The sequence below is a fragment of the Streptomyces sp. BA2 genome, from assembly GCF_009769735.1.
GTDB lineage: Bacteria > Actinomycetota > Actinomycetes > Streptomycetales > Streptomycetaceae > Streptomyces.
In genome coordinates, this window is sequence record NZ_WSRO01000002.1 from 9,309,478 (window position 1) to 9,323,553 (window position 14,076).

The 14,076-nt window shown below is 67.3% G+C and carries 14 protein-coding genes and 3 pseudogenes; 10 read left to right on the top strand and 7 right to left on the bottom strand.

Annotation, left to right across the window (positions count from 1 at the left end; genetic code table 11):
- The first annotated feature begins 1,027 nt into the window (after positions 1-1,027).
- The 4 genes and pseudogenes from E5671_RS44595 to E5671_RS44610 all read left to right on the top strand — a co-directional run.
- Positions 1,028-1,354: a PadR family transcriptional regulator gene (locus E5671_RS44595; protein ID WP_160509870.1), complete on the top strand. Its 327-nt coding sequence runs from the start codon at positions 1,028-1,030 to the stop codon at positions 1,352-1,354.
- A complete protein-coding gene (locus tag E5671_RS44600; protein ID WP_160509871.1) occupies positions 1,351-1,707 on the top strand; it encodes a DUF1048 domain-containing protein in 357 nt (118 codons plus the stop codon). Before E5671_RS44595 ends, E5671_RS44600 begins: the two co-directional genes overlap by 4 nt.
- A gap of 1 nt (position 1,708) precedes the next feature.
- Complete coding sequence (locus E5671_RS44605; protein WP_160509872.1) at positions 1,709-2,035, top strand: DUF1048 domain-containing protein; 327 nt, start codon at positions 1,709-1,711, stop codon at positions 2,033-2,035.
- A gap of 17 nt (positions 2,036-2,052) precedes the next feature.
- Positions 2,053-2,200, top strand: a pseudogene (locus tag E5671_RS44610) (IS5/IS1182 family transposase); the annotation flags it as partial.
- A 62-nt stretch (positions 2,201-2,262) separates the two neighbouring features.
- Here the strand turns inward: E5671_RS44610 and E5671_RS44615 are convergent.
- On the bottom strand, positions 2,263-2,955 hold the full coding sequence (locus E5671_RS44615; RefSeq protein WP_160509873.1) for a maleylpyruvate isomerase family mycothiol-dependent enzyme: 693 nt from the start codon (positions 2,953-2,955) through the stop codon (positions 2,263-2,265).
- A 55-nt stretch (positions 2,956-3,010) separates the two neighbouring features.
- The gene (locus tag E5671_RS44620) at positions 3,011-3,571 is read right to left on the bottom strand and encodes a nitroreductase family protein (protein WP_160509874.1); all 561 of its coding nucleotides are present in this window, start codon (positions 3,569-3,571) and stop codon (positions 3,011-3,013) included.
- 1,058 nt (positions 3,572-4,629) lie between these two features.
- On the opposite strand from E5671_RS44620, the pseudogene E5671_RS44625 reads away from it, so the two are divergent.
- From E5671_RS44625 to E5671_RS44645, 5 genes and pseudogenes are all read left to right on the top strand, one after another.
- Positions 4,630-4,971, top strand: a pseudogene (locus E5671_RS44625) (pyridoxamine 5'-phosphate oxidase family protein); the annotation flags it as partial.
- A complete protein-coding gene (locus tag E5671_RS44630; RefSeq protein WP_202121504.1) occupies positions 4,955-5,248 on the top strand; it encodes a hypothetical protein in 294 nt (97 codons plus the stop codon). The pseudogene E5671_RS44625 and the gene E5671_RS44630, both read left to right, overlap by 17 nt.
- 93 nt (positions 5,249-5,341) lie before the next feature.
- A complete protein-coding gene (locus E5671_RS44635; protein ID WP_160509875.1) occupies positions 5,342-6,238 on the top strand; it encodes an RNA polymerase sigma-70 factor in 897 nt (298 codons plus the stop codon).
- Between the two features lie 166 nt (positions 6,239-6,404).
- Entirely contained in the window at positions 6,405-7,439 is a 1,035-nt protein-coding gene (locus tag E5671_RS44640; RefSeq protein WP_160509876.1) for an NADP-dependent oxidoreductase, read from the top strand.
- A gap of 303 nt (positions 7,440-7,742) precedes the next feature.
- Complete coding sequence (locus tag E5671_RS44645) at positions 7,743-8,027, top strand: type II toxin-antitoxin system PemK/MazF family toxin (protein ID WP_160510829.1); 285 nt, start codon at positions 7,743-7,745, stop codon at positions 8,025-8,027.
- 192 nt (positions 8,028-8,219) lie between these two features.
- On the opposite strand, the gene E5671_RS44650 is transcribed toward E5671_RS44645, so the two are convergent.
- Positions 8,220-9,227, bottom strand: coding sequence for a phage baseplate protein (locus tag E5671_RS44650; protein ID WP_237330400.1), 1,008 nt, complete (start codon positions 9,225-9,227; stop codon positions 8,220-8,222).
- Positions 9,228-9,881: 654 nt separating this feature from the next.
- Between E5671_RS44650 and E5671_RS44655 the strand changes: the two genes are divergently transcribed.
- The gene (locus E5671_RS44655) at positions 9,882-10,805 is read left to right on the top strand and encodes a serine hydrolase (RefSeq protein WP_160509878.1); all 924 of its coding nucleotides are present in this window, start codon (positions 9,882-9,884) and stop codon (positions 10,803-10,805) included.
- A 56-nt stretch (positions 10,806-10,861) separates the two neighbouring features.
- On the opposite strand, the pseudogene E5671_RS44660 reads toward E5671_RS44655, so the two are convergent.
- From E5671_RS44660 to E5671_RS44675, 4 genes and pseudogenes are all read right to left on the bottom strand, one after another.
- Positions 10,862-11,092: pseudogene (locus E5671_RS44660) on the bottom strand (MMPL family transporter); the annotation flags it as partial.
- Entirely contained in the window at positions 11,053-11,952 is a 900-nt protein-coding gene (locus tag E5671_RS44665) for a CocE/NonD family hydrolase (protein WP_202122775.1), read from the bottom strand. The pseudogene E5671_RS44660 and the gene E5671_RS44665, both read right to left, overlap by 40 nt.
- A 302-nt stretch (positions 11,953-12,254) precedes the next feature.
- Positions 12,255-12,755 carry an NUDIX domain-containing protein gene (locus tag E5671_RS44670; RefSeq protein ID WP_237330979.1) on the bottom strand — a complete coding sequence of 167 codons (501 nt, stop codon included), beginning with the start codon at positions 12,753-12,755 and terminating at the stop codon, positions 12,255-12,257.
- A 255-nt stretch (positions 12,756-13,010) separates the two neighbouring features.
- Positions 13,011-13,973, bottom strand: a complete 963-nt coding sequence (locus E5671_RS44675) for a TetR/AcrR family transcriptional regulator C-terminal domain-containing protein (protein ID WP_336606023.1) — start codon at positions 13,971-13,973, stop codon at positions 13,011-13,013.
- Positions 13,974-14,076: the final 103 nt, after the last annotated feature.

Here is a 14,076-nt window from a genome sequence, read left to right on the forward strand (position 1 = left end):
GACGTGGAGACTCGCAACAGCGGGCCACGCACTGAGTGGCCCAGCAGTGTGCTGTCCGAGTTTCCGCAGCGCAGGGATGCCCTCACCTGGCGACCGGATGCCCACACCGGAACGCGGGCCGGCAAGGCGAAGCGCGGACGAGAGGTGTCCGCTCAGCGCAAGATGGCTAATTTGGGCGCGGCTGGGGGAGTCGAGACGTCAACGCAGGCGTGCGCGCAGCGGGGCATCAAGTCGCCACGCCCTGGCCGACCTTGACGCCCTCGTGGGCCTGGGATTTACTGCCCGCCGGCAGATCCGGATTGGGGAACCCGTGCCGTCAGATGAACTGTCCGAGGAGCAGCTGTTGCTCTTGTTGTGGGGCCGGACACTCAGCACCAGCGAAGCCTTCACCTGGCGTGGTGACCGGCGGGCTGGCCTGGACATGCTTTCTGGAACCTTGACGCCCTGAGCTCGGTTGAACTACGACCGGAGCCAGAGACGGAGCGCGGCAACAGTGACTGTCCCGTGGAAGACGAAGGCACGCTTATCCATGCGTTGCACCTAGTACAACATCGATGCACCGTGTCGCCGCTTCTCGGGAAGACCCAGTTCAGGGCTGTCTACCCCTCATACTGGCCGCCGGTTCGACCAGCCGAATCGTCTTCCTCTCCGAAGAGCGGGACATGCATCGGATGCAACTCGGCTCGGATGCGCAGGAAACGGACGGGATGGCGGTAGCGGCCCGCGTCCACGGCGGTGTCGGCGACGAACTCCGCAACTAGCTCGGGCCGCACCGGCAGGTAATCGAGCGGGTCACGGGTGCCCCACGCCGCGGCTTCTCTGTCAAGTTCAGCATGTTGACGTACAACGGCCCACCCGTTAGCTCAACCGATGGCCGGGCTGCAGCGTTCGACGGAACCCGGTTCCCTCGCCGAACGACTCGGCCCGAGGTTGTGTCCACCGGAGACGTTGCCGTTCCACTACTCGGTGATACCGTATAGCTGTACTCGGTATCACGCAGTACCGGCAGGGCTGAGGAGTACCCGCGATGGATGACCTGACGGAGATGTTGAAGGGCACGCTCGAAGGGTGCGTGCTCGAAATCATCGGCAGCGAGGAAACCTACGGGTACGCCATCACTCGCCACCTGAATGAGCTCGGCTTCGCCGACGTCATCGAGGGGACGGTGTACACGATCTTGCTGCGGCTGGAGAGGAACGGGGTCGTCCAAGTGACGAAACGACCATCCGGGGTCGGTCCGCCGCGCAAGTTCTACGCGCTCAACGACGCCGGGCGCGAGGAACTCGCAAAGTTCTGGGCGAAATGGCAGTTCCTCTCATCACGCATCAACAGGCTCAAGGAGGGCGGGAGATGAACTTCTGGGAGAAGGCCACAGGCAGCGATCTCACCAGGGATTGGAAGGCGTTCGGAGCCCGGGTCGAGGCCCTGCCGGACGACTACCGGGAGGCGTGGGACCAGATCGTCGCCCACCTCTTCCCCTACGGGGACTTCACCGGCCGCAACCTGACACCGATCCTCGACTCCGCCCTTGGGCTGCTCGAAGTGTCGGCAGCGGACGGGCAGAGCGTCCACGAGGTGCTCGGCGACGACATCCAGGGCTTCTGCACGGCGCTGGCCGGCGGAGCAGGGGCCCGGACTCATCGCGACCGGTGGCGTGAGCAGTTGAACAGGAACGTCGCACGGAAACTGAGCCGGCTGGGAGGCTGACGTGAGCATCCAAGACATCATCGAAGGCAAGAAACAGTGGCGGGCGCACGTGGCCCGGGTCAAGGCACTCCCGCCGGACTACCAGATCGTCTACAAGGAGATGCAGAAGTACCTGTTCAAGGTCGGACCGGCCAGCCTGTCCGACGGCTCTCTCCTCCCCGGAATCGTCGACTTCTTCGAGGAGGGCGTCGCCGCGGGCAAGGGAGTTTTGGAACTCATCGGCACCGACGTCGCCGCGTTCTGCGACGACCTGATCAAGGACTCTCCCACCTACGCGGATGCCTACCAGGAATCCATTGGCGGGGGACCCGGCGCGGCCAGGAAGTGACAGCCGCTGGACCGGTTCGACGCAACACCGTCGAACGTCTGATCAACCAACTCAAGGCGTGGCGGGGCATCGCTACCCGGTTCGACAACCCCCGAGAGCTACCTGGCCGGACTCCACCTCCGCGTCTCCATGATCTGGATCAAGGCCCTCAACCGGACCACATGATGACGACCCGATGCAGGTCCTGGATCGCCGCAATCCGCCTCTGGCTACGCTCCTGAACAGGGTCAGGGCGTCAAGGTGCCGGCCAGCATGCGCAGCCCCGCCTCTTGGTCGCCGGTCCAGCTAAAGGCGGCATCCGCGCTGCGCATCCGACCCCACAGGAGCAGTACCAGCTGTTCCGCCGTCGCTGTGAGCGTGGCCACGGCAGTGCCAGGGCCGTACACCCAGGATGTTCCGGTGTCCGTCGCGTGCAGTCGCAGGGCGTGCTGCGGGTGCTGGGCTCGTCCCCGGGCTATGTGCCTGGGTGCCATCGTGTCGAAGACCTCGGCCACGCCTTCGCCGGCCAGCACCGGGTCGAGCGGTCGACTTCTGCCCACTGCGTTCTCGGCATCCCAGCGGTGAATGAGCGCCTCCAGCGCACGGCGCCGTTGCCAGAAACCCGCCGTGTGCGGCGGATGGAAAGTCCAGGCGCTCGCACTCGGGTCGGTGTCGAGGGCCTTGAGCAGAGTCTCTGAACTCTCCTCGAACCACCGCAGAAACTCATCGGGATCACGCGGAGCCGAGGTGGGCTCGTGCTTGCCGTGCTGCTCGGTGACTGCGGCCGCCGCCCACAGATTTGAGCTGCCCAGGTGCTCGGCCAAGTCGCGGAGCGTCCACTCGCCGCAGTGTTCGACGGGTACAGACAGGTCACCATCGAGGCATGCGCGGAACGCGTCGAGTTCGTTGCTCAGGTGCTGCAGCAGGGATTCCGAATCCATGACCAGCGAACCTAACCCAGCCCACTGACATCGCGACCCGGTTCCGACCCGTCGCCTACTCCGTCGGCGACCAGGGAGCAGAGCGCAAGTGCGCGACGCTACGCCGGTCACGGACCTCTGAGGGTCTGTCAGCCGCCTTGCCCACCGCGACCATGGAGACGATCACCCAGCCCGGGTTCGGGTCCAGCTCCTTGGTGAGCCCTTCCAGGTCGAAGGCCCGGAATTGGTGCGCGGCGAGTCCCATGGCCTGGGCCTGAACAGTCATGTGGGCGACGGCCTGGCCGAGGTCGTAGTCCGCGAACTCGGAGTACAGCAGTTGGGTGTCATCGACGTGTCGGCGCGTCAGCGTGACGACGAGCAGGCTCGCATCCGTAGCCCAGCGGGCCGAGCTCGGTGCAAGGTGAGGGAGCACCCGGTCGTGCTCCGGCTCACCGGGCCTGCCAATGAAGAAGCCCCACGGTTGGGAGTTCCCTGCCGATGGTGCCCACCGCGCGGCTTCCAGCAGCAGTCCGAGGGCATGGTCGTCGACCACCGCTGACGGATCGAACCGGTAGGGGCTGAAGCGCCCGGCAAGCAGTGGGTGTATGCCGCTGGGCGGCTCCTGAGGATGGTGCACGTTCCGCTGCAACCGGCGACCGTGAGTGCGTATTCCGGCCGGTGCGAGCACAGACACCGGCCACGCCAGACGATCTACCAGAACGAAGTTCAACGAGGGGAAAGCTCACACATTGATCACGACTCGATACGCGCCCTAAGTAGCCGTCGTCCTTGCAGGAGAAGAAGGGAAGGCGACGGTCTCATCGAAACGGCGGCCGTGGACCAGGCTCTGAGAACTAAACGGAGCCCCGGACTTCGACCTGGGACTTGGTTTTGATCGCGAGTGGTCGGTCCCGGCTGGAGCGTTGCGGCACCAGATGGAAGCGGGCTTCCAGCCGCCGGCTGTGTCACTTTGCGAGGGCTCTGGTCCACTTCTTGTGGAGCCGGTCGAGCACCTGGTCGCTGGGTAGCGGAGGACGCATTGCGGTGCAGGTCAGACGCGCCCACCAAGGTTGCGCCGAGGGAATTCTGTCCTGCTCCACAGAAGTTGAGCCAGAACCTGGCTTTTAATGTCACTTGCCTTTCGGCTCTGTCGGAGGTCGTGGGTGTTTCGTTTGGTGCAGGCTGGGCAAGTGACTGATCTGCCGGGCTACTTCAACGCCACGCTCTTCGTGGTGGGGGGCCAGCAGGCTCCGGTTGAGGCTGATGTGGGAGTGTTCCTGCCTGACACGGGTTTGTGGGGGCGGCATCTTGCACGGTGTTCCGGCTTGGCTGGCAGCTGAAGTGCCAGGTGCTGACCAGGTCCGGCTGCGTCTGTCGACGGGGCAGGAGCGTCGGATCCGTCTACTCGAGACCGTCGAGGCCGTCGATGGGAGGGTTTCCCTGTCAAGTTCGGCGTGTTGAAGTAGACCGCGCTCGTGGGCACACGGCAAACAGGATATTGGCCGCTTTTGTGGATGCCCAATAACGAACCCTTGCCCTGTGCCGATGAGCCTAACCTCACGTAATTCCCCATCTCTCCGAGGCGTCAGGTCGTGTCACGTCCCTGCCGTGCTGCTGTGGTCCTAGGTCGGAGGTCGGTAGGCAAGAGACGCATGGCAGCACAAGATTGGCGATGTGACATCTCGTAGCTTCGATGTGGACACGTTCCTGCGGCAGCCGCTCACCGCTCGCCTAGCCACCAATGGGCCCACCGTGCGCCCGGTCTGGTTCTTGTGGGAGGACGGTGCATTCTGGGTGCTGACGGGTCCGTGGACCCGGTTGTTCGACCGGGTGAAGAACGATCCGAACGTCGCTCTCGTGGTGGATGAGTGCGATCTCGTGACGGGACGTGTCCGGCAGGTGATCGCGAGGGGGCGGGCTGAGCTCGTGCCGTTCGACGTGCCGAGAGGCCGACGCAAGCTGGTCCGCTATCTGGGGGTGGATGAGGCTCTCTGGGATGCGCGGTTCGTGGGCTATCTGTATGGCAATCCGGGTGAAGTCGATGTACGCCCAGTGCATCAGCCTGGGCCGAAGCGCGGGCATCTATCAGTTCGCCAACAGATCCGACATCGCGGTGCGGCTGCACATCGACGACGGCCTGGGCGCCCGGATCAAGGAGTTGGTCTGCACGGGCATTCCCAAGCACCTGGCCGGGGAGGCGCACAAGCCCGGTTCGTTCAGGCTGCACCGCATGCCGGGAGGCGTCGCCAAGCGCAAGCAGATGCTGCGCGCCCACCGCGCCGGGACACCGGCCGCAGCCGACCGGGCAGCCTGACCGGTGGGTGCTGTGGAGGATCTTGCTGTGGACGCACGCGAACGCGGTCGGCCGCCCCGCCCGACTGCGAAGGACGAGGAGAAGGGACGAGAGATGAGCGACGACGCCACCGGCCCGGCGACCGAGGCATTCCTCGCCCACCGCAACCTGCTCTTCACCGTCGCCTACGAGGTACTCGGATCGGCGGCCGACGCCGAAGACGTCCTCCAGGAGACCTGGCTGCAATGGGTCAAGGCCGACCCGGGCCAGGTACGCGACCCGCGCGCCTTCCTCGTCCGGATCACCACCCGCCAGGCGCTCAACCGGCTGCGCACCATCAAACGCCAGCGGGAGGCGTACGTCGGCTCCTGGCTGCCCGAGCCGCTGCTCACCACGCCGGACGTGGCCCAGGACATCGAGCTCGCCGAGAGCGTGTCGATGGCGCTCATGCTCGTCCTCGAGACGCTGTCACCGACCGAGCGTGCCGTCTTCGTGTTGCGTGAAGCCTTCGACATCAGCTACGACGAGATCGCCGAGGCCGTCGACAAGAGTCCCGCGGCCGTCCGCCAGATCGCCCACCGCGCTCGCCGGCACGTCGACGCCCGCCGCCCCCGCCGGGTGGTCTCCTCGAACGAGGGCCAGGCGGTCCTGGAATCGTTCCACCGCGCGGTCGAAACCGGGGACTCGCAGGCCCTCCTTGAGGTCCTCGCCCCTGAGGTCGTCCTGATGAGCGACGGTGGCGGCATCAAACACGCCGCGCTGCGGCCGGTCACTGGCGCCGAGCGGGTGTCCCGTATGTTCGCCGGCGGCATCGGCAAGTTCGAAGACGCGCTCACCGCCGAACGGACTGTGGTCAACGGCAACCCGGCACTCCTCGTCCGCCTGGACGGCGAGATCGACGGCGTCATGGCGATCAGTGTCCAGGACGCCCTCATCACCGGCCTCTACTACGTCCGCAACCCCGAGAAACTGTCCCACCTCACATCCGCGACCCCGCTCACCTTGCGCTGAACACCGACGGTCCCGGACCACGGACGTCATTCCTTCCAACGCAGCGGACCTGGCCTACCGCGCCCTGGCCGCATGGCGTGGGGCCACCTCGGCCGTGAGTCCTTCACCAGCTGACCTGCCGGGGAGATAACCGATGAGCCATTCAAGCGAGCGAAGAGGAGAGATCATGAAGGCAGTGCGTTACCACTCCTACGGCGGCAGCGACGTCCTCGTCCACGAGGAGGCAGACCGGCCGGTGCCAGGTGTGGGCCAAGTAGTGGTGCAGGTGGCCGGCACCTCGTACAACGACGCGGACTCGGGCCTGCGCGCGGGATTGCGGCAGGACCTGCTCCCACTGGCCTTCCCGCACATTCCCGGCCTCGACCTGGCCGGAGTCATTACCGCGGTCGGCGAGGGGGTGTCCGACTGGAGGGTGGGGGATGCGGTGGTCGCGCTGCTGCCGGCGGACGTGCCCGGCGCGGCCGCCGAATACGTCGCCGTATCCGCCGAGGCGCTGGCCACCGCCCCCCGCACTGTCGAGTTGGCCGACGCCGCGGCCCTGCCTCTCGTCGGGCTGACGGCATGGCAGGCCCTGTTCGAACACGCCGACCTCAAGTCCGGGCAGAACATCCTGATCAACGGCGCGGGCAGCGCGGTGGGCGGGTACGCCGTCCAGCTCGCCGCTCAGGCCGGTGCGGGCGTGACCGCGACCGCCGGTGCGCGCAGCCGCGACCGTGTCCGCTCCTACGGCGCGGACCGGATCGTCGACTACGCCGTGACTCCCGTTGTGCAGGCGCTGGCCGGGCAGCACTTCGACGTGGTGCTGCAGCTGGCTCCCGCCGGTCCTGAGGAAAACGCGCAGCTGGTGGGCCTGGTCGCCGACGGCGGAGCCTTCGTCAGCGTCACCACTCCCGGCCCGCAGGATGCCGGACGGGGGGTGCGCACGGCGCACGTGTTCGGGCGCAGCGACGTCACCCAGCTCGCCGAACTGGTCGCCCGCGTCGACGCCGGAGAGCTGGTGATCGAGGTGGCCGAGCGGCTGCCACTGGCCGACCTGGCCACGGTCCACGCCCGCGCCGCCGGCCGGTTCGCCCGGATCGCCGAGCTGGCCGCCCAGGTCGAGGGCGGAGACCTGGCCGAGCGGCTGCGCGCCGACCGGGCCGCGGTCCGAGCCCCGGCTTCCGCCGGAGAGCTGGCCGGCAAGACCGTCCTGACCCCCTGACCCGAGCGACGTCGGCGCCGGCCCGGTGACGTGATGGCACCCTCTGAAACGGCCGGGTGATGCTCGCATCCTGCCCAGACATGCTCAGTGGAGCGGGCCATCGGAAAACTGAAGCAGTTCAGAACCGTGGCCACCCGCTGTGACAAGCGCGGACACGTCTACCTCGGCACTGTCACCGCCGCCGCAGGCGTTATCTGGCTCTGCTCATGATCGGCCGGAGCCCACATGGATGGAGCCGACGATGAGGTGTTCGAACCGGGGCGCACCGCAGAGTTCGCCCGCCGCTCTATGTCAGGAGGACCTGTGCAACGTGGCGAAATCTGGTGGGCGGATATCGACGAGCGGCGGCCGGTCGTACTGCTCTCGGGGGAAGCGTCCGAGTTCCGGGCGATGCAGGTCGTCGTTCCCGCCGGCATCGAGCTCGGCGGGGTGGCCGCTGAGCTGGCAGTAGGTGCCTCCGAACGACTACCGCTTGAAGGCGTGCTGCGAGTCGCATTGCCCCGCCCTGGCCTCATCCCCTGCACGTGGCTGGTCACTTTGACCCGCAAAGACCTGGTCGAGCGGGCGGGAGTCCTGTCGTCTGCGTAACTTGGCGATCTCCAGGAACTCCTCCGCCTCGGGGGACTTGAGCAGGAGCCTGCACCGTGACCGCCAACGCACTCCTCGTCTGGCTCCGATCGTGATCGAAGAGACAGGTCCGCTGTTGGACTGTGTGCCGGGCAGGTTCGAGGACGCTCGTCCGGTACGGACGTTTCGGTGGCCGCCAGGTGGGCGCGATGGCTACAGGGTGGGCAGGCCGTAGAGGGAGAACTTTCGTCCGCCGGACGGGCCCGAGGCGAAGCCCATGCACAGCTGCGGTTCCCTTGCCTGGGGTCCGTGCAGCACGGCAAGGCCTTCGGGCTCGCGGTGCGTGAGCCGACGGGCGACCTGGGACTTGTGTCTCTGCACTACCGCCCCCGTGCGCAGGTCGATGCAGTGCAGCAGCACTGTGTTGTCCGGCCCTGAGGAGCTTTTGGCACCGCGGCCGGAGCCAATCAACTGGTACGCGTAATCGCCGTCCAGTGCCATGCCCTGAAAGGGCAGGCCGAGGTCCAGGCCCGGCTGAGCGACGTCGATCAGCGGCCTGAAGACCCCGGCAGTGAAGGTGTCCAGGTTGTAGAGCGCGTAGCGACGGCGGTCGGGGAGCGCGTAGCGCAGCAGCAGACGGCGGTTGTTCAGGTCGAGGGCGGCACAGTTGGCGCTCGAGCCGGGGCGCGGGCGGTAGACGGTGACACGGCGGTCAGCGCTGTGCAGCACGGTGTTCTCGGCGTACGGGAAGCGGCCGATCGCGCGCCCGTACCCGGAGGCCGGGTTGGCGTCGCACTCGACCCACAGCCTGACGGCTCCGCCCACGATGCTGCGGGAGCTGTCCACGCTGATCGCGGTGCCGTGACCGAAGCCCTTGAGGTACATCCGGCCCAGCACCTTGCCGCGCATCGACAGCCGGTTCAGGCACAGGTCACCGGCATCGTGCCGCTCAGCATGGCTGTAGGTGCGCGATTCGCCCGGGAGCCGGACCCCGCCCGGGATCAACTGGAGCGCGTAGACGTGCCCGTGGAGCTCGTCGAAGGCGAAGGACTGCATCACCGTCGCGTGATGCAGCGTCTTCTCGTGGATCAGGCGGGCGCCGGGGCCGGCCAGGTTGAAGCGATCACCCAGAACGTCCGGGGCGCTGTCCCGGCCAACGGCAAGGGCCTTTGGGCCGCTGAGCGCTGCCGTCGCAAGCACCACACCGCTGAGACCGAGCACCGTTCTGCGGCTTGGCGACGTGAGGCCATGCGCTGTCGATGAATCGGTAACCTGTCGAAGTCGCATTTGAGCACTATCAACACCCGTACACCTGCATGGGGAACGGGCGCGCGGCGGTGCCGTGAAGTTCAGCCATTCGCTGCGCCCGGCTACGGCCGACCTCCGGGGGAAACGAGGATCCTGACCCTGCGCCCGCTCGTACAGCGTGCGACCCGTACTGGCGCCGAGGATGCACTGAAGGTCGCCACGGGGGAATCGGCGAGAGCGCCAATGGGCGTCAGCCCGAACCTCCCCAGCAACGAGCAACGAGCTGTTCGCTGTGCAGGTCGCCTATGCCTACCTGCACGCCGGCGGGGGGGCAAGGCCGAGGTCAGCAGCAAAGACGCCATCGCCCTGGTCACCGGGGTGGTCGAAGGCCGCCTGGGCGTCCGCGAGGTCGCCGCGGCGCTGAAGACCTGGACCTGGCCGGCGGAGATCAGGCGGGATGAGTTGAGTGCTGACCCGCATGCGTTCCATGGGTAGTGTGCTGCGCGGCGAGCGCATGGCGGACCGGCGCCGAAGGGCGCGTATGGGGCAGGAGTTGTCGGTTGACGGGGATGGTTGTGCTGGCTGGCGTACTGGTTGCCATGGGGTGCAATACCAAGGGCCGGATCCGTGCGGTACGGCACGCACTCCCTGAACCCCGCGGCGCCTGAGCTTCCCGATGCCGCCTTCACTGTCGCCCGCGTGGTGCTGTTCAGCCTGGCCGCGGTCGGGGTGTTCACCATGTTCCGGTTGATGGGTGCCTCGGATCGTACCGAGTGGAGCGATGACGAACCGGCGGGTGCGGCGGAGCAGGCCGTGGCAGCTCTGAGCGGCAGTTCGCGCTTCGCGGGCGGCCTGCTGTCCCCGGAAGGCTTCCGGATGATGCACAAGGGGACCGTCTCCGTCCACGATCGCCACCGCTACGGTCTGGGCTGGCGGGACGACGAGCTGGAGGACCCGGGCGTGCGCATGGTCTGGCATTCCGGTGCCACACCCGGCTATCACGGCATCGTGGTCCTCGTCCCGGAGCGGAACCTCGCGGTTGTCGTCCAGTACAACGCCTTCGCGAAGAACGAGGAGAACCTGCTCAACAACACCGCCTTCGGAGCGGCGAGCATCCTGCTCGGCGGTGAGCCCCAACAGGTCGACGAGGACGGGTGGTTGACCTGGATGCTTGTCGCGCTCGGTGCCGTCACCGTTGCTCTTGCAGCCGTCGTTGGGGGGTTGAGGGTGGTGCGTCCGCGTGTATGTTCCCGCGACGGGCAGCGGCGCGCCCTGGGCCACGTGGTGGTGGGCGGTGTCGCGGCGGTCACCGGCTGCCTGCTGGCCGCGAGCGTCGCCTGCTTCGTCCTGCCCGGGCAGATGGGCGTGACCCTGCGTGAGGTGCTGCTGTTCGCGCCCGACGTGGGCTGGCTGGTTGTCGCGGTGGCCGGGCTCGGGGTGCTCCTGGCGGTGCTTCGGATCGTCATCACCGTCCGCACAGCGCTGGCCCTTCGGCGGGCCGACCGGCCGGTGCCTGAGAGGGAGCTGGTGGCCGCGCCGACGGCCCGGTGAACGGGTGGCCCCGGTGCGATGCCCGTCGCACCGGGGCGTGCCAAGTGGCGTACAGATCAGGCGTGTTCGACCTCCCGCTCTGCCTCACGCCGCGCGGATTCCCGTTGCCCCAGCGCGTGGAAGAGCTTGCCCGGCCACCAGAACCAGCGGCCCAGGTCCAGGGCGAGGGCGGGGACCAGGACGGTGCGTACGAGGAAGGTGTCCAGGAGGACGCCGATGCCGACGATCACGCCAATCTGGGCCATGGTCACCAGCGGCAGGCCGGCGAAAACCGCGAACGTCGCGGCGCTCCCGTCCGCAGCGTCCGGGTGCGTCCGTCGAGGTAGTACTTCGTCGACGTGACGTCGGCCGGCGGGAACTGGTCCGCCGGGACGTTGACTCGGTCGCCGCCCTGGAGGTCGAGGAGGGAGTAGCGCACGCGGGGCGTCTGCTCCCAGCCGTTGTCCTCGCCCTTGAGGACGTGGTCGAAGAACCGGCGCAGGTCCTCGACGTTGGCCTCGTCGTAGTAGTCGGGCCATTCCTGGCTGTTGTGGACGCGCAGCCACTTGTCCTCGGAGGCCATCCGCCGCCAGGCACGGAACGTACCGGCCGTGTGCAGGGTGTTGGAGTAGCTGGCGACGACGTACGCGGGCACGGTGATCTTCTCGAACTGAGGGATCTTGTTCTCCCACAGGTCGTCCATCAGCGGGTGGCGCTGGGCCTCGGTGAGGGAGTCCTCCTTCTGGCCCTTGCCGAAGTAGCTGTTGTCCTGGAGCAGGCAGGCGAATCCGGTGTCGGGCATGCCGCCGCGCAGCACCAGGTCACGGTAGACGTCGCTGACGCCCTCCCATGGGTTGATCGCGGCCAGGTGTGGCGGCTGCTCGGCCGCGGTGAACCACTGGGAGACCGCGAGGTACGAGGTTCCGCTCATCGCGACCTTGCCGGTGCACCAGTCCTGGACGCCGAGCCACTCGATCAGGTCATAACAGTCCCGGCCCTCCTGGCGGTCCCAGATGACGCTGTCGCCTTCGGAGTTGGCGACACCCCGGATATCCGGGGTGCAGATCGCGTAGCCCCGCGCGCACCAGTAGGCGGGGTCCGGGCCTTCGAACTTCTCGAGCCCGGACACGATGCCGTTGTCGAGGCCGACCATCCCGAAGATGCCCATCACGCTGGCGGACGTGCCCTGCCCCTTGCCGTGGGGGCTCTCCACGCCACGATGACCGGCACCCGCTCAGTCCCGACAGGGCGGAAGACATCCACGTAGATCGTCACGCCGTCGCGGAGCGTCACTGCCACGTCTTTATCGAGGACGACGTCGACTGGCAGCGGTTTGAACGGCGGCGCGATCTGGAAACCCGCCTCCAGCGTCCGCGTCCGGGTCTGCAGTCGGAGTCCCTGCTTCAGGCTACACGTGGGCCTGACCCTCTACCAGGCCCTCGATGCCTTGATCGTTAGGCATCGCCTGGCTTACGACCTTGCATTTCTGGGACGGAGCCGGAAGGCGAGATACCGGTTGAAAGCTTCGTGGCTGTCGGGGGCGAAGTGCCACTCCAGCAGGGCCGACCGCAGCTCCGGCTCGGTCAGCCAGCCATGCCAAGCGATCTCATCAGGATCAGCGGCCACGGCGTTCGGCACCACGGCTTCGTGAACGCCGAGCCAGTGAGGGCTCAAACCGCTGCGGTTGAGGAACGTGAACAGCAAGCGCGGCAGTACACGAACGCCCAGCTCTTCAGCCAGCTCCCGCGCGGCGGCCTGCTCATAGGACTCACCGACACTAACGGCGCCACCGACCACGACCTCATAGAGCCCGGGGAAGCGCGACAGTTGTTCCGACCGCCGGGTAACGATGATCCGCCCACCCTCATCACGACACACCGTCACGGCGACCCGGTGCAGCCAACTCTCCCGAACTGCCTGCCGGCGGCTGACCACCCCCAGGACACGATCCTGATCATCGACACGCTCCAGCAGTTCGTCCACGACGCATACCCTGGCATAGCCCACTGACAGCGCCTCGTACAGCGAGAGCGTCTGCGGGCTGCGCACGCTCGCCGGGTTCGCGTTCGCGCCGCAGCTGGCGGACCTGCCGAGGAGTGAAGCGCTTGTTCTGGCCGGGACCATGAACGCGGGTGATCTCTGGCCGTATCCGCCACGTCGCCGACGGGTGCCCCGATAGCGCGAAGGGGTGTGGGGGTCCGGTCCTCGATGAACTCGTTCATGTTTCTACGTGACAGCTTCCTGACCTTCGATGATGGAAGTCAGGCCGTCGAGGAGTGCCTTGAGGCCGAGTTCGAAGAGCGCATCGAGACGCAGGTCGTAGCCGTCCTTGAAGGCTCCGACCACCTTGGTGAAGGTCGGGAAGCGGCCGGATTCCACCAGTTCTTGGAGGGCAGGGGCGCGGCTGTCCATCCACTGGTCTTCCGACTGGCCCGTGGCGGCTTCGGCGTGCGCCTCCATCTCCAGGTGCACCGCCAGGCCCTGCACATGGCTGTAGATCAGTACGTGGATGTCGAACAGGGTCGTGGGGTCGAGGCCGTGGCCGTCGAGGGCGCCCAGCACCCACTCGCCGTGGACCATGAGATTGGGCACGAGCAACGGCCGTGTGAGGGAGCCGAGCTGGGCCAGCCACGGGTGCTTGCGGTACAGGCTCCACAGGGTCCGGGCGCCCAGCTCGATGCGGGTACGCCAATCCTCGGGGGCGTCCGCGCGGTAGGAGTCCTCGCCGAACGCGGCGTCGGCCATGTGCAGGACGAGGTCTTCCTTGCTCGGGACGTACCGGTAGATCGACATCGCCGCGACGCCGAGCCGGGCCGCGACGCCGCGCATGGAGAGCGCCGAGAGCCCTTCGGCGTCAGCGATCTCGAGGGCGGCCCGGACGATCCGGTCGTGGCTCAGCTCCTGCTCGGGGTCCGGGGCGGGTGATTGGCGTCTGCGGGCCTGCGCGGCGGGGGCGGTTCTGGCGACGACCGTGCCGATCCGGGGTCGGGCCTCGACAAGTCCCTCCAGGCGCAGGGTGGTCAGGGCCTTGGTGGCGGTGGCGAGCGCGACGCCCCATTCCCGGGCGATCTGGCGGGTCGAAGGAACCCGGTCCCCAGGGGCGAGTTCACCCTCCGCGATGCGCCACCGGATCGCGGCGACGATGCGCAGATAGGGCGGATGACCGGCTGCCTCTGTGGTCTTCGTCACGTCCTGCCACTTCCTGTCCTGTACTAGTGCAGAGGGTAGCAGCGACAACGCCGAAGGGAAGGCGTCTGCCCTAGCACACATCTCGCTTTTGGCCAGTTGAAGC